This is a genomic window from Microbacterium sp. J1-1 (genome assembly GCF_024498615.1).
Taxonomy (GTDB): Bacteria; Actinomycetota; Actinomycetes; order Actinomycetales; family Microbacteriaceae; genus Microbacterium; species Microbacterium aurugineum.
The window spans coordinates 315,383-335,561 of sequence record NZ_CP089590.1 but is presented as its reverse complement, the minus strand read 5'-3'; the positions used below and the strand labels follow the sequence as shown (position 1 = coordinate 335,561).

Annotated in this window: 17 protein-coding genes; 4 read left to right on the top strand and 13 right to left on the bottom strand. The window is 70.1% G+C overall.

The features are described 5' to 3' along the window. Positions 1-23 precede the first annotated feature (23 nt). Positions 24-626, top strand: a complete 603-nt coding sequence (locus tag LRQ07_RS01580; protein WP_256535641.1) for a GNAT family N-acetyltransferase — start codon at positions 24-26, stop codon at positions 624-626. Here the strand turns inward: LRQ07_RS01580 and LRQ07_RS01575 are convergent. After that, on the bottom strand, positions 623-1,801 hold the full coding sequence (locus LRQ07_RS01575) for an SLC13 family permease (RefSeq protein WP_256535640.1): 1,179 nt from the start codon (positions 1,799-1,801) through the stop codon (positions 623-625). The two genes, LRQ07_RS01580 and LRQ07_RS01575, sit on opposite strands and share 4 nt — an antisense overlap. Before the next feature lie 253 nt (positions 1,802-2,054). On the opposite strand from LRQ07_RS01575, the gene LRQ07_RS01570 reads away from it, so the two are divergent. Both LRQ07_RS01570 and LRQ07_RS01565 read left to right on the top strand, forming a co-directional pair. Beyond that, positions 2,055-4,514, top strand: a complete 2,460-nt coding sequence (locus LRQ07_RS01570) for an ATP-binding protein (protein ID WP_413775542.1) — start codon at positions 2,055-2,057, stop codon at positions 4,512-4,514. Then, positions 4,511-5,182: a response regulator gene (locus LRQ07_RS01565; RefSeq protein ID WP_256535638.1), complete on the top strand. Its 672-nt coding sequence runs from the start codon at positions 4,511-4,513 to the stop codon at positions 5,180-5,182. The genes LRQ07_RS01570 and LRQ07_RS01565 overlap by 4 nt, the downstream gene beginning before the upstream one ends. A 177-nt stretch (positions 5,183-5,359) precedes the next feature. Here the strand turns inward: LRQ07_RS01565 and LRQ07_RS01560 are convergent, their stop codons facing one another. After that, positions 5,360-6,169, bottom strand: a complete 810-nt coding sequence (locus LRQ07_RS01560) for a tryptophan-rich sensory protein (protein WP_256535637.1) — start codon at positions 6,167-6,169, stop codon at positions 5,360-5,362. Positions 6,170-6,257: 88 nt separating this feature from the next. Next, entirely contained in the window at positions 6,258-6,824 is a 567-nt protein-coding gene (locus LRQ07_RS01555) for a TetR/AcrR family transcriptional regulator (protein ID WP_256535636.1), read from the bottom strand. Between the two features lie 96 nt (positions 6,825-6,920). Between LRQ07_RS01555 and LRQ07_RS01550 the strand changes: the two genes are divergently transcribed. Beyond that, positions 6,921-7,763 (top strand): alpha/beta fold hydrolase, encoded by an 843-nt coding sequence (locus LRQ07_RS01550; RefSeq protein ID WP_134352788.1) that lies wholly within the window; start codon positions 6,921-6,923, stop codon positions 7,761-7,763. A gap of 72 nt (positions 7,764-7,835) precedes the next feature. Here the strand turns inward: LRQ07_RS01550 and LRQ07_RS01545 are convergent, their stop codons facing one another. From LRQ07_RS01545 to LRQ07_RS01500, 10 genes are all read right to left on the bottom strand, one after another. Next, on the bottom strand, positions 7,836-9,926 hold the full coding sequence (locus tag LRQ07_RS01545) for an iron ABC transporter permease (protein WP_256535635.1): 2,091 nt from the start codon (positions 9,924-9,926) through the stop codon (positions 7,836-7,838). Further along, entirely contained in the window at positions 9,923-10,954 is a 1,032-nt protein-coding gene (locus LRQ07_RS01540; protein ID WP_256535634.1) for an iron-siderophore ABC transporter substrate-binding protein, read from the bottom strand. Before LRQ07_RS01540 ends, LRQ07_RS01545 begins: the two co-directional genes overlap by 4 nt. A 31-nt stretch (positions 10,955-10,985) precedes the next feature. After that, a complete protein-coding gene (locus LRQ07_RS01535) occupies positions 10,986-11,819 on the bottom strand; it encodes an ABC transporter ATP-binding protein (RefSeq protein ID WP_256535633.1) in 834 nt (277 codons plus the stop codon). 1 nt (position 11,820) lies between these two features. Next, positions 11,821-12,783, bottom strand: a complete 963-nt coding sequence (locus LRQ07_RS01530) for a siderophore-interacting protein (protein WP_256535632.1) — start codon at positions 12,781-12,783, stop codon at positions 11,821-11,823. Beyond that, positions 12,773-13,573 (bottom strand): ABC transporter ATP-binding protein, encoded by an 801-nt coding sequence (locus LRQ07_RS01525; protein WP_131492015.1) that lies wholly within the window; start codon positions 13,571-13,573, stop codon positions 12,773-12,775. The genes LRQ07_RS01530 and LRQ07_RS01525 overlap by 11 nt, the downstream gene beginning before the upstream one ends. Continuing rightward, on the bottom strand, positions 13,570-14,652 hold the full coding sequence (locus LRQ07_RS01520; protein WP_052193652.1) for a FecCD family ABC transporter permease: 1,083 nt from the start codon (positions 14,650-14,652) through the stop codon (positions 13,570-13,572). Before LRQ07_RS01520 ends, LRQ07_RS01525 begins: the two co-directional genes overlap by 4 nt. Beyond that, a complete protein-coding gene (locus LRQ07_RS01515; protein WP_256535631.1) occupies positions 14,649-15,692 on the bottom strand; it encodes a FecCD family ABC transporter permease in 1,044 nt (347 codons plus the stop codon). The genes LRQ07_RS01520 and LRQ07_RS01515 overlap by 4 nt, the downstream gene beginning before the upstream one ends. Before the next feature lie 33 nt (positions 15,693-15,725). Then, the gene (locus LRQ07_RS01510) at positions 15,726-16,751 is read right to left on the bottom strand and encodes an iron-siderophore ABC transporter substrate-binding protein (protein WP_256535630.1); all 1,026 of its coding nucleotides are present in this window, start codon (positions 16,749-16,751) and stop codon (positions 15,726-15,728) included. 241 nt (positions 16,752-16,992) lie between these two features. Continuing rightward, positions 16,993-17,196, bottom strand: a complete 204-nt coding sequence (locus LRQ07_RS01505; RefSeq protein WP_017831237.1) for a cold-shock protein — start codon at positions 17,194-17,196, stop codon at positions 16,993-16,995. A gap of 74 nt (positions 17,197-17,270) precedes the next feature. After that, positions 17,271-20,150 (bottom strand): helix-turn-helix transcriptional regulator, encoded by a 2,880-nt coding sequence (locus LRQ07_RS01500; protein WP_256535629.1) that lies wholly within the window; start codon positions 20,148-20,150, stop codon positions 17,271-17,273. Positions 20,151-20,179: the final 29 nt, after the last annotated feature.

Sequence of the window (20,179 nt, the reverse complement as noted above, 5' to 3'; positions counted from 1 at the left end):
CCGGTCGACCCTAGGGTGGAGCGATGACCGAGACGCGAACCCCCGAGCCGTGGCCTGCACGGACAGACCGACTTCAGGTGCGCCCCTGCACGCCCGCCGACGTCGATGTGATGTGGCAGTGGCGGCGGCTCCCCGAGGTGAACCGGTGGCTCGGGGCCGCGCCCGACACGCGGGATGCGTTCCGTGAACGGTATCTCGCTCCGGAGCGCCTGGCATCGCTGTACCTCGTGGAGCTGCTGCCCGCGCACGAAGGCGCCGCCCCGACGCCGATCGGCGACATCATGGTGCAACTCGGCGATGGCTGGGCCCAGGCCGAAGTCGAGGCCGAGGCGAAGGGCGTCGAGGCGGAGCTCGGCTGGGTGCTCGACCCCGCGTACACCGGCCACGGCTATGCGACCGAGGCGATCCGGGCGGTGATCGATGTGTGCTTCGGCGCACTGGGGCTGCGCCGCGTGCACGCCGGGTGCTTCGCCGACAACGAGCCCTCCTGGCGCGTGATGGAACGCCTGGGGATGCGCCGCGAGGAGTTCAGCCGGAAGACGGCGCTGCACCGCTCGGGCGAGTGGTTCGACGGCATGAACTACGGACTGCTCGCCGAGGAGTGGCCGCCGGAGCGGGGCGTCTAGCCCGAGACGAGGAACAGGACGAGAACGGCCACCAGCACGGTCGGCACGGCGGCGACCACGCCCCACAGCATGTACCCGCGCCAGCGGATCGTGACTCCGAGCGCCGTGATGCGGTGATGCCACAGCAGCGTCGCGAGCGAGGCCCACGGCGTGATCAGCGGGCCGAGGTTGACGCCGATCAGAAGGGCCATCAGGGCGACCGGATCCGCGGCGACGGGCTCGAGCACGAGATAGGCAGGGAGGTTGTTGATCGCGTTGGCGCTCACGGCCCCGAGCGCGGCCAACCGGAACAGATCGCCGGGGGAGTCGCCGTTCGCGGTCTGCGCCGTCAGGAAGTCGAGGAGGCCCTGCGCGTGCGCGGCCTCGACCAGCACGAACAGCGCTGCGGCGAGCGCGATCGCCTGCCACGGCACGAGCGCGAGCCGCAGCGCCCGGCGCCGCCGCACCGCGAACAGCACGATGAGCGCGAGCGCCGCGGCCGTGGCAGGGATCCACACGTCGTGCGTGACGACCAGCAGCGGCATCAGCACGACGAGGATCCCGGTAGCGCTCCAGAACAGCATCGGGTCGGCGGGGCGCCGGGGCGGCGGCGTCTCGTACGCCGCGAACACGGTGCGCCGGTGCACCACGGTCAGGATCACGACGGGCACCAGGATGCCGACCAGAGTCGGCGCCCAGCTCAGGGCGATGAACGCCGCGGGACCGTCGCCGATCGCGGGTGCGGCGAGCAGGTTGGTCAGGTTCGACACCGGCAGGGCGAGGGAAGCCGTGTTCGCCAGCCACACGGTCGCCAGGGCGAAGGGGAGCGGGGAGACGCCGACGCTCTGCGCGAGCACGATGACGACCGGCGTGACGATCACGGCGGTCGTGTCGAGGGACAGGAACACCGTGCTCACCACCGCGAGCACCACGACGAGCGCCCAGAGGAGGAGCACACGCCCGCGCCCCCAGCGCGCGAGCCGCTGCGAGACGACATCGAAGACCGCCGCGTCACGGGCGAGCTCGGCGACGACGGTGATCGCGACGACGAACCCCAGCACCGGTGCGATCCGCTGCCCGAGAGCATCGGCGTCCGACTGCGGGAGGTATTCGGTCAGCACGAGGACGAGGGCGAGGACGACGAGCCCGCCGACGACCCACGTCCCTGCGCCGATACGCCACTCTCTGGTGCCCACCTGGTGAGCATAGGGGCACTTCAGCGCGAAGGGGAGCACCCGGTGCGCCGCCTCGTGCAGTCTAGGATTCAAGGACGGGATCGGGGATTCATCGGCGAGGAGCACATCGACGTCGCCGACCTGAATCCGCGTCGGACGACCGGGAGGGCGAGTGGGCGCAGAGCGGACGCAGCGTCCGGCTCCGGAGCAGTCGCGACGCGGACGCCTCCGCGTGCTCCTGGGCGCTGCCCCGGGCGTCGGCAAGACGTTCGAGATGCTCGCCGAAGGCCGCCGCCTCCGCGAGGAGGGTCACGACGTCGTCATCGCGATCGTCGAAACCCACGATCGCGCCGCTACCCAGGCGCAGACCGTCGGGCTGCCGGAAATACCGCGCCGGGTCGATGAGCACCGAGGCGTCGCCCTGACCGAACTCGACCTCGAGGCCGTTCTCGCGCGCGCCCCGGAGATCGCCCTGGTCGATGAACTCGCCCACACGAACATCCCGGGCTCGCGGCACCCGAAGCGCTGGCAGGACGTCGACGACCTGCTGGACGCCGGCATCGACGTGGTCACCACCGTCAATGTGCAGCACATCGAGTCGCTCAACGCCGTGGTCGAGAAGATCACCGGCATCGCGCAGCGGGAGACGATCCCGGATGCCGTCGTCCGGGCCGCGGATGAGATCGAGGTCGTCGACCTCGCGCCGCAATCGCTGCGCGATCGGCTCTCCGCCGGGCTGGTCTATCCGGCCGAGCGGATCGACGCCGCCCTGTCGAACTACTTCCGGTTGGGGAACCTGACCGCGCTGCGCGAGCTGGCGTTGCTCTGGCTCGCCGACGAGGTCGACAGCGCGCTGCGCACCTACCGCGCCGAACAGGGGATCGAGGGCAACTGGCAGGCCAGGGAGCGTGTCGTGGTCGCCCTCACCGGCGGGCCGGAGGGCGAGACCCTGCTCCGGCGCGGGGCACGGATCGCAGCACGCTCGGCCGGCGGCGAGCTGCTCGCCGTACATGTCTCGGCACAGGACGGTCTGCGCAACGAGACGCCCGGAGCGCTCGCCTCCCAGCGCCTTCTCGTGGAGTCGCTCGGCGGCAGCTATCACCAGGTGGTCGGCGACGACATCCCGTCCACACTGGTCGAGTTCGCGCAGGCGGCCGACGCTACACAGCTGGTGATCGGGGTCAGCCGACGCAGTCGACTCACCGCCGCGCTCACCGGCCCCGGCATCGGATCGGAGGTCATCCGCCGATCCGGCGACATCGACGTGCACATCGTGACGCACGCGGCTGCCGGTGGTCGCCAGGCTCTGCCGCGTATCACCGGCGGGGCGCTCGGCTGGCGCCGACAGCTCCTGGGCTTCGCGATCGCGCTCGTCTTCGGACCGATCCTGTCATGGGTCATGTTCACGGTCCGCAGCCCCGAATCGATCACCGCCGAGGTGCTCGCCTATCAGCTCCTCGTCGTCGTGGTCGCCCTGATCGGCGGCATCCGTCCCGCCGTGTTCGCCGCGGTGCTCTCCGGGATCACGCTCGACTTCCTCTTCGTCGCACCACTGTTCACGATCACGATCGCGCACCCGCTGCACGCGCTCGCGCTGTCCCTCTACGTCGTCATCGCGATCCTTGTCAGCATCATCGTCGACCAGGCCGCACGACGAGCCCGCACGGCTCAGCGCGCCGCCGCCGAGGCCGAGCTGCTCGCCGCGGTCGCCGGCAATGTGCTCCGGGGCGACAACGCGGTGCTGGCGCTGGTCAGCCGCACCCGCGAGGCGTTCGGACTCAGCGGGGTGCGGGTGCTCTCCCCCGATGGCGAGGTGCTGGCGAGCGACGGCGAACCGGTGGCCGACGGCCGCGCCACGACCCTGCCGATCGGCGTCGGACCAGGCGGTGGCCCCCGGGCGCTGCTGGAGTTGAACGGCGAACCTCTGGCCGGACCGGAACGACGCCTGCTCGATGCGATCATCGCGCAACTCTCCGCCGCGATCGAGCACACCGACCTGCGCGCCACCGCCAGCGAAGCCGAAGCCCTGGCCGAGACCGACCAGGTGCGCAGCGCTCTGCTGTCGGCCGTGAGCCATGACCTGCGGCGACCGCTGGCCTCGGCGGTCGCGGCGATCGGCGGCCTGCGCGGTGCGCACGGGCTGTCGGCGACCGATCGCGAAGAACTGCTCGCCACCGCCGACGAGAGCCTCGCGACGCTGTCGGCGCTGGTCACCGACCTGCTCGATGTGAGTCGCGTGCAGGCCGGCGTGCTCGCGGTCTCCTCGTCCCGGATGGATGCCGCCGGCACCGTGCTCGCCGCCGTCGACGAGCTCGGGTTGGGACCGGCAGACGTCGAGCTCGCCCTCGACCCGGACCTGCCGCCGGTGTTCGCCGATCCCGTGCTGCTGCAGCGCGTACTGGTGAACGTGCTCGCGAACGCGCACCGTCATGCCCCGGACGGCAGCCGCGTGATCATCTCCACCAGCACGATCGGCGACCGCGCCGAGATCCGCGTGATCGACCGCGGGGCAGGTATCGCTCCCGAGCGGCGCGACCGCATCTTCCAGCCGTTCCAGCGCTTCGGTGACACCGACAACACGACGGGACTCGGACTCGGACTCGCCCTCTCCCGCGGGTTCACCGAGGGCATGGGCGGTACCCTGACACCGGAGGACACCCCTGGTGGAGGCCTCACCATGGTCATCTCCCTGCCGCTCGGCGCAGGGCTTCCCGACACGGAGGGGACGGAGTGAAGCTCCTCATCGCCGACGACGACCCGCAGATGGTGCGGGCGCTGCGGATCACACTGGCCGCCCACGGATACGAAGTCGTCGTGGCCGCCGACGGTGCCGCCGCGATCGCCGCCGCCGCGCAATCGCACCCCGACCTGATCATGCTCGACCTCGGCATGCCCCGACTCGACGGCATCGAGGTGATCCAGGCGCTGCGCGGGTGGACGAACGTGCCGATCGTCGTGGTGTCCGGACGCACCGGTTCAGCCGACAAGGTCGACGCGCTGGACGCCGGCGCCGACGACTTCGTCACGAAGCCGTTCCAGGTCGATGAACTCCTCGCCCGGTTGCGCGCACTGTCCCGCCGATCGGCCCCCGCGAACGGCGAATCCGTCGTGGCCTTCGGTGAGGTCGTCGTCGACCTGGCCACGAAGACCGTCACCCGCGCCGGAACACGCGTGCACCTGACCCCGACCGAGTGGCGGATGCTGGAGCACCTGTCGCGGCATCCGGGAGCCCTGGTCACCCGGCAGGACCTGTTGAAGGAGATCTGGGGCAGCGAGCAGGTCTCCGACTCCGGTTATCTGCGGCTGTACATGTCACAACTGCGCAAGAAGCTCGAACGGGAGCCGGGCGCCCCGGTGCATCTGCTCACCGAGGCGGGGATGGGCTACCGACTCGTGCTCTGAGCCGTCGCCCGCGCCGGGGTGCGCCGGCTCGCCGTTCGTGACTCAGGAAGAACCTGCGACCGGGGACGGTGTCGGCGTCGTCGGGGGCGATGCGGCGCGGCCTTCCTGAGTTGTGCGCGTCGTTCACAACTCAGCAGGAACTGCCGGAACCGACCCGGAAATCGGCCCACGCTGCGCTCAGCGCGACGATTCTGAGGAGTTGTGCGCAGCGCGTGCCCGGCGCAGCACCGCGACGACACCGGTGACCACGAGCAGCACGGCCACGATGATCGCGGCGATGGCGGTCGGGGTGCTCTCCGGCTCCCCGGTCAGTCGTCCGACCGCGAGCCAGGCCAGTCCCCACGCCGTCGCGAGGGCGGGAGCGATCCGGCCGGTGGCCCACGCCGCCGCGGCACCGATCGCCAAGACGACCACGAGCACGGCGATGGCCCAGGCGTCCGCGGCGTCGGCCCAGCTCTCCGGAGCGAGTTGGGTGAGCCAGGCAGCGGTGTTCGCGACGGTGGCGATCGTGACCCAGCCGAAGTGCAGTCCGTTCGCGCCGTCGGTGAGGATGCGATCCGCGACGGTGCGCGCCGGGAAGCGGCCGAGCACCACGATCACGCGGGCGAGCACGACGAGCAGCAGCGCGATCACGACGACCGTGAGCCACAGCGTCAGGTACCTCGCGGTCACCAGCCAGAGCCCGTTCAGCACCATCGACACCGCGATCCATCCACCGACCGCCCGCTGACGGGGATCCTGCCGCTGCGCCGGGAGCGCCTGCCACACCGTGTAGGCGATGAGTCCGAGGTAGATGAGCGACCAGATCGAGAACGCCGGTCCTGCCGGAGCGAGGTAGGAGCCCTGTGCCGAGAGGGCTCCGTCCTGCAGGTCGTCGACGGATGCCCCGCCGAACGCCCCCGCTCCGATGGTGGCGGCGATCAGCATGAACGTCGCCGACGCGATGACCAGGGTCTGCCGGCCGATGCCCTTCGTACGTGAGTCCATGGTCACGACGCTACGGCGCGGTGAGCCGACACGCATCGGGGTTGACACCGAGGCGGCGTTTCGCTAACCAGGTTAGGGAAACACTCACTCAGGCCCGGGCGAATGCCGCATCGATCAGGACCTCCGCGGCGCCGCGCGCCTGCATCGCCACCGACGGATCCTTCGAGATCGCCGCCGTGCTCTGCGCACCCTCGGCGAGGATCGACAGCTGTGCAGCGAGCTCCGCAGGCGCACCCGTGTCGGCGACCAGGCCCGCCATGTACTCCTGGAACGATGCCTTGTGCGTGCGCACGATCTCCGCAACCTCGGGGTTCGTGCCCCCGAGCTCGCCGAACGCGTTGATGAACGCGCAGCCGCGGAAGTCGTCGGCGCAGAACCAGTTCTCGAGGTATTCATAGACCGCGAGGAGACGCGCGCGCGGGTCGTCGCCGGCATCCGTCACGGCCCCCGAGAGGCCGGACTCCCACTGGGCGTGCTTGCGGGCGAGGACAGCGGCGACGATGTCGGTCTTCGCGGGGAACAGCGCATAGAGGCGGCGCAGCGACACTCCGGCCGCGGCACGCAGTTCATCCATGCCCACCGCCGCGTATCCCTTGCGGTAGTAGAGCTCCTCCGCCGCGGTGAGGATGCGTTCACGGGCCTCGTCTTCGGTCATGTCCAGAAGTCTACTTGACACGAGAACGAACGTTCTCTAGATTGAACACATCGAGCGAGAACGACCGTTCTCCTCTCAACCGAAAGGACCCGGATCATGGGCTACATCACCGTCGGAAACGAGAACAGCACCCCGATCGAGCTCTACTACGAAGACCAGGGATCGGGTCAGCCCGTCGTCCTGATCCACGGGTATCCGCTCGACGGACACAGCTGGGAGCGTCAGACCCGCGAGCTGCTCGCCCAGGGCTACCGGGTCATCACCTACGATCGGCGCGGCTTCGGCGGATCCTCCAAGGTCAACGTCGGCTACGACTACGACACGTTCGCCGCCGACCTCAACACCGTGCTCGAGACCCTCGATCTGCGTGACGTCGTGCTCGTCGGCTTCTCGATGGGCACCGGAGAGCTCGCCCGCTACGTCGCCACGTACGGCCACGACCGCGTCGCGAAGCTCGCCTTCCTCGCCTCGCTCGAGCCCTTCCTCGTGCAGCGCGACGACAACCCCGAGGGCGTGCCGCAGGAGGTCTTCGACGGCATCGAGGCCGCCGCCAAGGGCGACCGCTTCGCGTGGTTCACCGACTTCTACGAGAACTTCTACAACCTCGACGAGAACCTGGGCTCGCGCATCAGCGAGCAGGCCGTCACCGGGAGCTGGAACGTCGCGATCGGCAGCGCCCCCGTCGCCGCCTACGCGGTCGTCTCGTCCTGGATCGAGGACTTCCGTGGGGACGTCGAGGCCGTGCGCGCCGCCGCCAAGCCCACCCTGATCCTGCACGGCACGAAGGACAACATCCTCCCGATCGACGCGACCGCGCGCCGTTTCCACCAGGCGGTGCCGGATGCCGACTACGTCGAGGTCGAGGGAGCCCCGCACGGTCTGCTCTGGACCCACGCCGACGAGGTCAACGCGGCACTGAAGGACTTCCTCCAGAAGTAACCCCCGTTCGAATCGCGCGAATGGCCTCATCCCGTCAGGGAATGGGGCCATTTGCGCGATTCGAAGCCGGGCCTACGCGTCGCGCGAGCGCCAGAGCAGCCAGACGAAGTACGGGGCTCCGATCAGCGCCACCACGAGTCCAGCGGGAAGTTGCGCGGGGGCGATGACGGTGCGCCCGATCGTGTCCGCGACCCCCACCAACAGACCTCCGAGCAGCACGGCGACGGGAATCACCCTGGCGTGCGTGGCCCCGACGAGCGCTCGTGCCGCGTGCGGGGCGACGAGTCCCACGAAGCCGATCACGCCGATCGCGGTCACGCTGAGCGCTGCGAGCACCGCCGCCACGACCAGCAGCGTCAGACGCACGGGCTCGAGGCGGATGCCGACGAGTCTCGGGGTGTCCTCATCGAGGGCCAGCACGTCGAGCTCGCGACGGCTCATCACCACGAACGGCAGCGCGATCGCCAGCACGATCGCGAGGGGCAGCACCTGATCCCACACCCGGCCGTACGTCGTGCCCGAAAGCCAGGTGTAGATCTTCGGGGTGTCCCAGGGGTTCGACCGCAGCAGGAAGAACGTCGTGAGCGACACCGAGAAGTACGAGACACCGATGCCGATCAGCAGGAACCGGTCGGCGTTCAACCCGCCGCGCCACGACAGCAGATAGACGAGGGCGAAGGCGAGCAGCGCCCCGGTGATGGCACCCGCGATCATGCCCGCAGTGGACGAGACGGCGCTCGTGATCACGAGCACGGCACCGAGTCCGGCGCCGCCCGTGACACCGAGGATGCTCGGGTCGGCCAGCGGGTTCCGACTCACTCCCTGGATGATGGTGCCGGACAGCGCGAGCGCCCCACCGGCGACGACCGCCGCCACGATGCGCGGCGCGCGTTCGTCCAACGCGAAGGCGATCGCCGGCGGCGCCTCGCCCTGTAGCCACAGCGCGATGTCGCCGGTCAGCAGCCACGTGTGCCCGGCGAGCAGGCCGAGGAGCAGCACCCCGACCACCCCGAGCACCACGACGGCCAGGGCGATGCGGAACCGCAGTCGACTACGCACTCCGAACCGCACCCGCGGAGGCTGCCGTGTGGGACCGGCGTCGCGCAGACGCCGTGCCATGAGCACCAGCACGATCGCTCCAAGGAGTGTCGTCGCGACTCCGGTCGGGATGAGGATCGCCGCCTCGGCCCCGATGATCGCTCGCAGCAGAGCATCCGAGAGGATCACGACGATCGAGCCGAGCAACCCGGCCGCGGGGATCAAGAGCAGATGGCGGTTCAGGCTCGGCACGACGCGCGACAGCAGGCGGGCGAGCACGGGCGCGCACAGTCCGACGAAACCCATCGGCCCCGCGAGCGTCACCGACACCGCGGTGAGCGTGACGGCGAGCAGGATGCCTATGGCCCGCGTCGAGCGGATCGGCACGCCCAAAGACGATGCCGTGTCGTCGCCGAGCGCCAGGATGTCGAGCCGCCGTGCCAGCAACAGCGCCGCCCCGGTCACCACGACCACGACCGGGGCCGCCTGGAGGAACGCGGTCAGGCCGAGCTGGGACAGGCTGCCGCTTCCCCACGCGAGCAGACCCTTCGTCTCCTCGTCGAACAGGATGAGCAGGGTCGAGGTGCAGGCCTGGAACGCGAGGGCGAGGGCCGTCCCCGCGAGGATCAGCCGCGTGGTGGACGAGCCCGCACCGCCTGCGAGTCCGAGCACGATCCCCGCGGCGAAGAGGCCGCCGGCGAACGCGACGGCGCCCGACGCCCACACCGGCACCGCGATGCCGAAAGCCGCGAGCGCCGTGACCGCGAGGTACGAGCCGGCTGTCACGCCCAGGGTGTCCGGCGAGGCCAGGGCGTTGCGAGCGAGCGACTGGAGGAGGATGCCCGCCACGCCCAGCGCCACGCCCACGGCGATGCCCGCAGCGAGACGCGGAACCCGCGACCCCCACAGCACGTCCGGGTCGGCGAAGACGGCACCGCTCGTGCCCTGGGTGAGATGCCAGCAGGCCACCGCGAAGAGCACCACGGCGAGGGCCGCGAGAGCCCCGATGCCCGTGAGCAGAGCGTGCGGTCGGCGTCCCTCCGCCTCGTCGGGCGCGACGACGGGCACCGGATGCGCCGTCTTCGTCGTCGCCGCCGCGTCGTCGAGGCGAAGGGCTCCCGTCACTTCGAGAGCACCTCGACGTAGCCGTCGATGATCTGCTGGGTCGAGCGCGGTCCGCCGAACGTCCAGATCCCGGCGGGGAACGCGGTGAGGCGGTCATCGGCGACGGCGGGCAGCGAGGTCCAGGCCGGGTTGCCCTGCAGAGCGTCGATGAAGCTCTCCGACTCGGGGTCCTCCGTGCCCGTGTAGAACAGGCTGGCGTCGCCGACCGTGGTCATGCCTTCGACATCGGTCTGTCCGAGGCCGTAGGTGGGGTCGACCTCGCCGGTCCACGCGTTCTCGAGACCGAGCTTCTCGCCGATCTCACCCACCAGCGAGCCCTGGCCGAACGGGCGCAGAGCGACGTTGCCGCCGTCGACCCAGCCGTCGAAGAACACGAACTCCTTCGTGGGCAGATCCAGATCGGCGAGTTCGGCCGAGGCCGCGTCGAGGTGCTCCTGGAACTCGTCGGCGACCACCGCAGCGCGCTCTTCGCGTCCGGTCACCTGGGCGATGAGGTCGAGCGTTCCGAGCATCTTCGCGATGGGGTCGGCGGCATCCGCACCGACGGTCGCGAGCACCGGCACGTCGTAGGCCTCGAGCTGGGAGACGATGGGGTCGTCCGCGGCGCTGACCTCGACGATCACGAGGTCGGGCTCGGTGCCGAACAGCGTCTCCAGGTTCGGCTCCTGCCGGGTGCCGACGTCGGTCACGCCCTCCGGGAGCTCTTCCGCGGTGACCCACGTGCTGTATCCCTCGGCGTCGGCGACCGCGACCGGCGTGATGCACAGCGACAGCGCATCCTCGATCTGCTGCCACTCCAGCACCGCGATCCGCTCGGCGGGCTTGTCGAGCTCGACCGTGCGACCGAGGTCGTCCGTGACGGAGACGGCGCCGGTCGAGGTCGCGGTGGTGTCGTCGCCGCAACCCGCGCTCGTCGAGGCCGAGGCGTCGGAGTCGGAGGCGGCGGGGGCCTGGGTCGTTCCGCAGCCGGCGAGGGCCATCACGAGCGCGCCACCGAGGGCGATCAGGGCGAGGGGCTTCTTCTTCATTCGGTTCTTCCTCCGGGAGGGGTGAGGGGGTTCAGGATGCCGCGGGGGTGCGGTGCCGGCGGTGGTGCCGACCTCGCGGGAGCACCCGCACGAGGCCGGTCTCCTCATCGATCTCGGTGTCGATGCGCAGGCCGTAGACGGCGGAGAGGTTCTCACCGGTCAGCACCTCGGCGGGAGTGCCGGCCGCGTGCACTCGCCCCGCGTGCAGCAGCACGACGTCGTCGGCGACGGATGCCGCGTGGTCGAGGTCGTGCAGCACGACACCGAGGGCGGTGCCGTGGTCGTCGGCGAGCTCGCGCACCAGGTCGAGCGTCTCCACCTGATAGCGCAGGTCGAGGTGGTTCGTCGGCTCGTCGAGCAGCAGCACGCCGGTCTCCTGCGCCAGCGCGGTCGCCAGCCACACGCGCTGCAGTTCGCCGCCCGAGAGCTGGTCGACGGGGCGGGCAGCCATGGCGGTGAGTCCGGTCAGCTCGAGCGCCCGCGCGACGGCGGTGCGGTCGGCGTCGCTGACACCGGAGAAGCGACCCCGGTGCGGGTGACGGCCGTACGCCACGACGTCGGAGACCTCGATGCCGGAGGGATGCGGCCGCGATTGCGAGAGCATCGCGACGGTCTTCGCGAACTCCTTCGCCGAGAGGGCGGCGGCGTCGCGCGTCTCGTCACCGGCGATGCGCACACTCCCCGCCTCGATGCGGTGCAGGCGGGCGAGCGCCCGCAGGACGGTCGACTTGCCGCTGCCGTTGGGGCCGATGAGAGCCGTCACCCTTCCGGGGGCGAGGCGCAGCGAGACATCGTGCACCACCCGGGCACGGCCGTATCCGAGCACGAGGGATTCGCCCTGCAGGGCGTGGGTCTGCGTCGTCATGTCAGCCCCGCATCGCGACACCGCGGCGCCAGTAGCCCATGAAGGCCACCTGCCCGCGGTCGATGCCGAGGTCCTTCACGAGGTGTCGGCGCAGGGTGGTGACCACGCCGCTCTCCCCCGCGATCCAGAAGTAGCGCTCAGCCGGGGCATCGGCGGCGGCGATCTCCTCACCGAGGCCGGAGTACGCCGGCGTCTCCCACAGCAGGTCCTCGCCGTCGATGTCCTTCACGCGGATCTCGTCCGAGGCGTCGGCGTCGCCGAGGTAGCCGAGGACCGCAGGGATCAGGTGCAGGCCGTGCGGCTCACCGGCGTCGCGTGGCAGCCAGTGCACCTCGACACCGGTCGGCGCATCGATGCGCAGCACGTCGGCCGGAGTCGGCACCTCGATGAAGGCGACACCGCGCAGCCCGCGAGGCGCGTCCTCCAGGATGCGGGCGATCGCCGGGGCCGCCGTCTCATCCCCCGCGAGCACGACCGAAGGAGCGCGTCCGGGGTGGAACTCGGCGCCGCCGTGCGTATCGACGCCGAGGCCGCGACGCGGTCCGACGAGGTACAGCTCCTGCCCGACCGCGGCCTGGTCCGCCCACAGCGACGCGGGGCCGGTCAGACCCGGCTCGAGGTGCAGCACGAAGTCGACGTCGACCTCGGTCCCGGTCTCGTCGTCGACCCGGAGGTCCCGCACGGAGTAGGTGCGCATCGAGCCGCGCTCCTCTTCCGGCACCGCCAGGAACGCCTGCCACCAGTTGTCCGATGCGCGGTCGAGCTCGGGCAGCATCCCGGATGCCGGCGGGAAGACCAGCTTGATGCGGCTGTCGAACACCTCGCCCGGAGTCCCGAACTCGAACAGGTCGTCCCCGCCGAAGGTCACCCGCACGAACGAGGGCGAGACCCGGACCACGGCGCGCACCTCGGCGCGGGTGAGGATGTAGGTCGGACGCTCGGTCGTGGTCGTCTCAGCGGACATGATGCCTCCCGATGGGTGTGACCATCGGCGTACCGGAGACCGGGTCGATGGTGATCTGATTGGCGAGGCCGAAGACCTCTTCGACGAGGTCGGCGGTGACGACCTCCTGCGGGGCTCCCGCTGCATGCACCCTGCCGTCCTTCATGGCGACCAGTTCGTCGGCGTAGCGGGCGGCGAGGTTGAGGTCGTGCAGCACCATGACGATGGTCGTGCCGCGTGACACGCTCAGGTCGGTCAGCAGGTCCAGCACCTCGACCTGGTGCGCGACGTCCAGGAACGTGGTCGGCTCGTCGAGCAGCAGGATGTCCGTCTCCTGCGCGAGAGCCATCGCGATCCAGACGCGCTGCCGCTGTCCGCCCGAGAGCTCGTCCACGCTGCGGTCGGCGAGATCGGAGATGCCGGTCGCATCGAGCGCGTCCGCCACGACCTCGTAATCGTGCGCGCTCCACCGCGCGAGCATCTTCTGGTGCGGGTGTCGCCCTCGGCCGACCAGGTCGGCGACCGCGATCCCCTCGGGCGCGATGGGGGATTGCGGCAGCAGACCGAGGATCCGCGCGACCTCCTTGGTCGGACGGGAGTGCACCGAGGCGCCGTCGAGCACGATCTGCCCCTCGGTCGGCGAGAGCAGGCGGGCCAGCGAGCGCAGCAGCGTCGACTTGCCGCAACCGTTCGCGCCCACGATCGCGGTGATGCGTCCGGGAGCGATCTGCAGGTCGAGGCCGTCGATGACGGTGCGGTCGCCGTACGCGAGCGTCACCCCCTCGGCCGACAGGCTGTGCGAGACGGTCATAGCGAACCCCCAGAGCGGTTGGTGCGGATGAGCAGATAGATCAGGTACGGCGCGCCGACCACGCCGGTGATGACGCCGACGGGATAGCGGGTGCCGAAGGCGAACTGGCCGATCAGGTCGCCGGCGAGCACGAGCACGGCGCCGACGAAGGCCGACGGCAGGAGCAGGTTCGCCCCGGGCCCGGTGATGCGGGCGGCGATGGGTCCCGCCATGAACGCGACGAAGGCGATGGGGCCGGTGGCCGCGGTCGCGAACGCGAGCAGCGCGACCGCGCCGAGGATGAGCAGCAGGCGTGTGGCGTCGACGCGGACACCGAGTCCGGCAGCGGAGTCGTCACCGAGCCGGAGAGTCCCCAGCGCGCGACCCTGCGACAGCATCAGCGGCACGATGATCACCGCGGCGATCGCCATCGGCAGCACCCGCTCCCAGGACGCGTTGTTGAGGCTTCCCGTCAGCCACTGCATCGCGGTCTGGATGTCCCAGTTCGCCGCACGGGAGAGCAGGTACGAGATGACGCTCTGCAGCATCGCCGCGACACCGATGCCGATCAGGATCAAGCGGGTGCCGGCGAAGCCGCCCTTGATCGAGAGCAGATAGATCGCCAGGGCCGTGAGCACCGCGCCGGCGAGCGCGAGCGCGGAGACGACCGGGCCGTTGACCGACAGCACGATGATGCCGAACACGGCCGCGGCGCCGGCACCGTTCGAGATGCCGATGATGTCGGGCGAGGCGAGCGGATTGCGCAGCATCGTCTGGAAGCAGACGCCCGCCATGCCGAACGCGATCCCGGTGAGGACGGCGAGCACCGCCCGCGGCAGTCGCAGGTCGCCGACGGTGAAGGAGGCGCCGGGCACGCTCTCACCGAGGATCACGCGGATCACCTCGTCCGGTGTGTAGAACGTGTTGCCCACCATCAGAGCGATCGCGAAGAGGGCGAAGACCAGGACTCCGAGGACGATCGTGGCCGTCGCGTGGCGACGGTGGCGCGAGCGACGCCCTGCGACGATCCGGGCGATCCGCGCGGATGCGGACTCCTCGTCGCGGGCGAGGGTGTGTTCCGTGTGCTCGGTCGTGGTCACAGCTCACGCACCTTCTGCCGACGGACGATCCAGATGAAGAACGGGGCGCCGATGATGGCGGTGATGATGCCCACCTGGATCTCCTCGGAGGAGGGAGCGATCACGCGACCGACGATGTCGCTCGCCGTCAGGAGTGCGGCACCGGCGATGGCCGAGAACGGGAGCAGCCACCGGTGGTCGGTGCCGACCAGGAGCCGGCACATGTGCGGGATCACGAGGCCGACGAACCCGATGGGTCCGGCGATCGCGGTCGCGGCACCCGCGAGGATCACCGCACCCAGCGCCGAGATCATGCGGGTGCGGAGCACATGTTCGCCGAGTCCCTTCGCCATGTCGTCGCCGAGGGCGAGCGAGTTCATGCCGCGCGCGCTCAGGAAGCAGATGAGGGCGCCGAGCGCGAGGACGGGAGCGGTGATCGCGATCCGCGGCCACTCCGCCCCACCGACACCGCCGATCTGCCACGACTGGAACGTCTGCAGCAGGTCGACGCGCGGCAGCATGATCGCGCTGATCAGCGAGGCGAAGGCGGCCGAGGTGGCGGCCCCGGCGAGCGCGAGCTTGAGCGGCGTCGCGCCTCCGCGCCCGAGGGATCCGACGGTGTACACGAAGACGGCGGCGGCACCGGCGCCCACGATCGCGAAGGTCATCTGCCCGTAGGGGTCGGCGAGACCGAAGAACGCGATGCCGCACACCACGGCGAGCGAGGCGCCGTTCGAGACACCGAGGATGCCGGGGTCGGCGATGGGGTTCCGCGTGACCGCCTGCATGGTGGCTCCGGAGAGCGCGAGTGCCGCGCCGACGAGGAGCGCGAGGACCGTGCGGGGGATGCGCTTGACGATCGCGGCCTCGGCGATCGTGTCGGTGTGACCGGCGAGGGCGGCAACGATGTCGTCGAACGAGACCGCGCGCACGCCGAAGGCGATCGACATGACGCTGAGCACCAGGAGCACGACCACCCCGAGGAGGAGCCACAGGGTTCGCGCCAGCGCCGGGCGCCGCAGGTCTGCGGCACCCGGCGCGAGGACGGTCGCTGAGGTCACTGAATGCTCATTCCGCGGGAGCGGATCGAACGACTACGACGCCAGCGGGCCGGCCAGGATCGCGAAGTAGTCGCCGAGTCCCCACGGGATCGACAGCGGCGACGGGTTGGCGGAGGCCGCGATCGGCGTGGCGTTGGGCAGGATCGCGATGCGCCCCTCGGCGATGGCCGGGATCTTCGACAGCAGCGGATCGGCCTGCAGAGCAGCGACGGTCGAGTCGTCACCGTAGGTCACGAACAGATCCACATCGTCGAACTTCTGCGCCTCCTCGGCGCTCACCTCGAGGTTGAACAGCTCGGTGTCCTTGTTCTCCTCGACGATCGACGGGAAGGGGAGACCGAGGCTGTGCAGGAATCCGGGTCGCGTGTCCGCCGCGGTGTAGAAGCCGATCGTGCTGAGGTCGCTCGGGTCGAAGTACGCGAAGAGGACCTTCTTGTCCTTCAGGACGCTGTGCTCGTCGAGGGCGGCTTCGGACTCGGCATGCAGCTCTTCGATCAGGGCCTTGCCTTCGTCCTCGAGCCCGAGAGCTTTCGAATTCATCTCGACCATCTCATCCACCGAGGTGCCCCAGGCGACGTCCGGGTAGGCGACGACCGGCGCGATCTTGGAGAGGGTGTCGTACTCCTCCTGCGTCATGCCGGAGTACGAGGCGAGGATCACGTCGGGCTCGGTGTCGGCCACTGCTTCGTAGTCGATGCCGTCGGTCTCGTCGAACAGGACCGGTGTCTCGGCCCCCATCTCTTCGAGCATCTCCTCGACCCACGGCAGCACGCCGTTGTCGTCGTCGTCCCCCCACGTGACCTTGCTCATCCCGACCGGCACGATGCCGAGGGCCAGCGGCACCTCGTGGTTCGCCCAGGCGACGGTCGCGACCCGCTCCGGCTTCTCGGTGATCGTGGTCTCGCCGTAGACGTGCTCGATCGTGACGGGGAAGGCGTCGTCGGAGGCGGGGTTGCCCCCGGCGGACGACGTCGACTCCGGCGCGGACGAGGCGCAGGCGGAGAGACCGACGGCGAGCGCGGCGGCTGCGCCGAGGGCGAGGAGACGGGAGGTGCGCACAGGCGTTCCCTTCGATTCGGGGTGGGAGTGTGGCGCAGACCGCGCCCGGCATTGGTAAGCCTCGCCTAATCTAACACGGAGGTTAGGGTGACCTCACCTCCGCTCCGGATTTCGAATGGCGCAACTGATCGTCTCTTTGGGCCCGGATAGAGCCATTCGCGCGATTTCGAAGGCGCCGTGGGTACGAAAAAACCGGCCGGATCCGTGAGGATCCGACCGGCTTCAGGAAGTCAGCGCGCGCTCAGAGAGCGCGGATGTTCGCCGCCTGCATGCCCTTGGGGCCACGCTCAGCGTCGAATTCGACCTTCTGGTTCTCGCGGAGCTCCTTGAAACCGGAGCCGGCGATAGCCGAGTAGTGGGCGAAGAGGTCGTCCGAGCCGTCATCGGGAGCGATGAAGCCGAAGCCCTTTTCCGCGTTGAACCATTTCACAGTGCCAGTGGCCATGTGTTTCTACTTTCTGTTGACTTAGCCGTTTACACGGCCTACGCCGAGTCGGAACATCCGACACGCGCGCTTTGTCACGCTACCACGGCAGACTGAGCAGCAGCACGGAACGGCGGATTCTTCTGCACGAGAGCCGCTTCGGTGCGCGTGTTCACCCCGAGCTTGCGCAGAACCGCGGAGACGTGGACGCTCACCGTCTTCACGCTGATGAACAGACGGTCGCCGATCTGTCGGTTGCTCAGGCCCTCGGCGATGAGCTCGAGCACCTGCCTTTCACGAGCGGTGAGCAGGTCGTCGCTCAGCGGCGCATCGGGGGCGCGAAGACCGGCGTTGGCGCTGAACCGCGAGACCGCCGCCTGGAGCTGCGCATTGCCCAGGGACTCCGCCAACGCGGCGGCCTCACCGAGCACCGACGCTGCAGATGCGCGATCCCCCTCGTGCACCCGCAGGCGCGCGCTCTCGAGGCGGAGGACCGCTCGGAAGATGACCGGGACGTCTTCTCCCTCGGCGCTGCGCAGGGCGGCGTCGAGCGCATCGCCGCGCGGGTCGAGGAGGGCATCGAGGATCGTCGACCACGCATCGTTCTGCAGCGGCACGGGTTGCGCGAGCCAGGCGGCGCGGATGGCGTCGGACTCCTCCGTGACATCGGCCCCCTCGGCGCGCAGCTCGGCGATGATCGCCCCGCCCTCCAGCAGCAGCCGACGCTGGTGCAGCAACGCGGGCCGGCCGTCACGCAGCATCTCGAGGATCGCGTCGAGGGCTCCGCGGAGGTTGCCCTCGCTCTCGGCGACCGCGACCGTCATCATGACCCGGTCGTACCAGATCTGACGTTCCGAGCCACCGGTTTCCTCGAAGGCGGGCAGCCACGCCTGCAACAGCTCTGCGGCCTCGGCCGATCTTCCGCGCCAGGCCAGCACCCGCACGCGCGTCATGCTCATGTACATGCGGAACACGCGCAGGGTCCCCTGCACGAAGTCACGCGCCAGCATCTCCTCGACCCGTTCGATCTCTCCGAGTTCGAGCAGGGGAACGACCATGTTCTGCGCCATGATCGACCCCGAGGTGCGCTCGACCCGGAGCTCACGCGCACGCTGCAGGCCCTCTTCTGCGACCTCGACCGCCTCGCGGTAGCGGCCCAGCAACGTGAGCAGGTCGGAGTAGTTCACGCGGTAACGCATCTCGGCGGTCGTCCCCGTCGCGAGCACACGTGCACGCTCGTACTCGCGCACCCCCTCCTCGATGTGTCCCAGATGGGCAAGGGACCCACCGCGCACGTTCGCGGCGATCGACAGCTGATCCGTGGATTCGGCGCCGGCAGCACTGCGCTCGGCCTCGTCCGCGAGTCGGATCGCCTCCTCACGGTCGCCCGCGATCATGCGTCTGCTCGCGAGCTGGTTGAGGAGTTCGGCGCGGAAGACGTCGTCATGCACGCGCTCGTCGGCGAGGGCCAGAGCCTGCTGCAGGAGAGGTATCGCTCCCAGGCGCCCGAGGTTGACCAGGTACAGCGCCTTGTTGCGCAGCAGCCGCGCGTGCAGCCGCGGGTCGACCGTCTTCGGGTCGACCTCGGCGAGGGCGACGTTCGCGACGGCGAGGGCCCGGTCTCCGTCACCGGCGTTGCGCAGGATGGAGCCGAGCACCAGGAGCAGGTCCAGGCGCTCGATGCGCGCTGCGTCGGCCGCGTCAGGCACGAGCGGCCACAGCTCCAGCGCCAGCTCACCGAAGCGGGCCGCGCTCGCGAACGCATACTGTGCCTTCGCCTGCCGCATGGCATCGGCGGCGGCGATGAGAGCCTTCCGGTCGTCTTGTGCGAGCTGCCAGTGATAGGCGAGCGCGGCGGCATCGCTGGTGTCCGACTCCGCGCACTGCGCCTCGAGCGCCTCGGCGTAGGCACGGTGCAGCCGCGCCCGTTCACCGGGGAGCAGGTCGTCGTGCACGGCCTCGCGCAGCAGCGCGTGGCGGAAGCGATAGTCGTCGTCGCCCACGACCAGGATTCCGCTGCGGGTCGCCTCGCGGATCGCGTCATCGAGCCGCTGCTCCGGCAAGCCGACGAGACTCGTGATGAGCGGGTGCGACAACGGACGCTCGGCCCCGGAGACGACCTGCACGACGTGTCGCGCATCGTCGCTCAGCCTGTCGAAGCGGGCGAGCAGCAGGTCACGGAGCCCATCGGGGAGCGGGCCGTTCGTGCATCCGGCGATCTCCTCGATGAAGAAAGGGACGCCCTCCGCCCTCTCCTGCATGCGGTCGAGCGCGCTCTCGGTGAGCGCGCGGCCGGTGATCTGCTCCGCCAGCTCGCGGACGGCGGCGGCGTCGAGCCGGGCAAGGGTCACGCGGTCGAGCAGCCGTGCGCGCGTCGCCTCTCCGATGAACCGACTCACCGCATCGCCGCGCCGCACGTCGTCGCTGCGGCAGCTGAGGAGCAACAGGATGCGGCCGCGACCCAACGCCCGCAGCAGGAAGGAGAGGATGGCGAGCGTCGACTCATCCGCCCAGTGCAGGTCTTCGACCACGAGCACCTGAGGAGCGCGCTCGGCCGCCGCCTCGATGAGGGAGGCGATCGCGTCTCTCAGCCGCTCGGGACTGGTGCGGTCACGATCGGTCGGCGTGTCGACGAGTTCGGGGAGCAGCATGCCGAGGGCCTCCGCCCCCACTCCCACCGAGTCGCGCACCCGGTCGACGCCCATGCGCGTGACGATCGAGCGCAGGATGCCGGTCAACGGTCCGTACGGCGTGCGCGAGGCACCGAGGTCGAGACACCAGCCCACGTGCACGTCGGCCGTCTGCTCGATCTCGGCGGCGAACTCGCGCAGCAGACGCGACTTGCCGATCCCGGCTTCTCCCTCGACGAGCAGGGCCGCAGGCACGCCGTCGCGCACACCGGCGAACGACCGGCGCACCTCGGTCAGCTCGGCCTCGCGGCCGACCATCGCAGCGCTCGACGGGGAAAGGGGCATGGATTCATCGTCCCACCCCGGACCGACAT

What these genes read in the sequence shown, in the direction of transcription:
- LRQ07_RS01530 (WP_256535632.1), bottom strand. Translation starts at nt 12,783, where the DNA reads ATGTCCGCTGAGACGACCACGACCGAGCGTCCGACCTACATCCTCACC.
- LRQ07_RS01560 (WP_256535637.1), bottom strand. Translation starts at nt 6,169, where the DNA reads ATGGACTCACGTACGAAGGGCATCGGCCGGCAGACCCTGGTCATCGCG.
- LRQ07_RS01525 (WP_131492015.1), bottom strand. Translation starts at nt 13,573, where the DNA reads ATGACCGTCTCGCACAGCCTGTCGGCCGAGGGGGTGACGCTCGCGTAC.
- LRQ07_RS01555 (WP_256535636.1), bottom strand. Translation starts at nt 6,824, where the DNA reads ATGACCGAAGACGAGGCCCGTGAACGCATCCTCACCGCGGCGGAGGAG.
- LRQ07_RS01505 (WP_017831237.1), bottom strand. Translation starts at nt 17,196, where the DNA reads ATGGCCACTGGCACTGTGAAATGGTTCAACGCGGAAAAGGGCTTCGGC.
- LRQ07_RS01580 (WP_256535641.1), top strand. Translation starts at nt 24, where the DNA reads ATGACCGAGACGCGAACCCCCGAGCCGTGGCCTGCACGGACAGACCGA.
- LRQ07_RS01570 (WP_413775542.1), top strand. Translation starts at nt 2,055, where the DNA reads ATGCTCGCCGAAGGCCGCCGCCTCCGCGAGGAGGGTCACGACGTCGTC.
- LRQ07_RS01550 (WP_134352788.1), top strand. Translation starts at nt 6,921, where the DNA reads ATGGGCTACATCACCGTCGGAAACGAGAACAGCACCCCGATCGAGCTC.
- LRQ07_RS01535 (WP_256535633.1), bottom strand. Translation starts at nt 11,819, where the DNA reads ATGACGACGCAGACCCACGCCCTGCAGGGCGAATCCCTCGTGCTCGGA.
- LRQ07_RS01500 (WP_256535629.1), bottom strand. Translation starts at nt 20,150, where the DNA reads ATGCCCCTTTCCCCGTCGAGCGCTGCGATGGTCGGCCGCGAGGCCGAG.
- LRQ07_RS01540 (WP_256535634.1), bottom strand. Translation starts at nt 10,954, where the DNA reads ATGAAGAAGAAGCCCCTCGCCCTGATCGCCCTCGGTGGCGCGCTCGTG.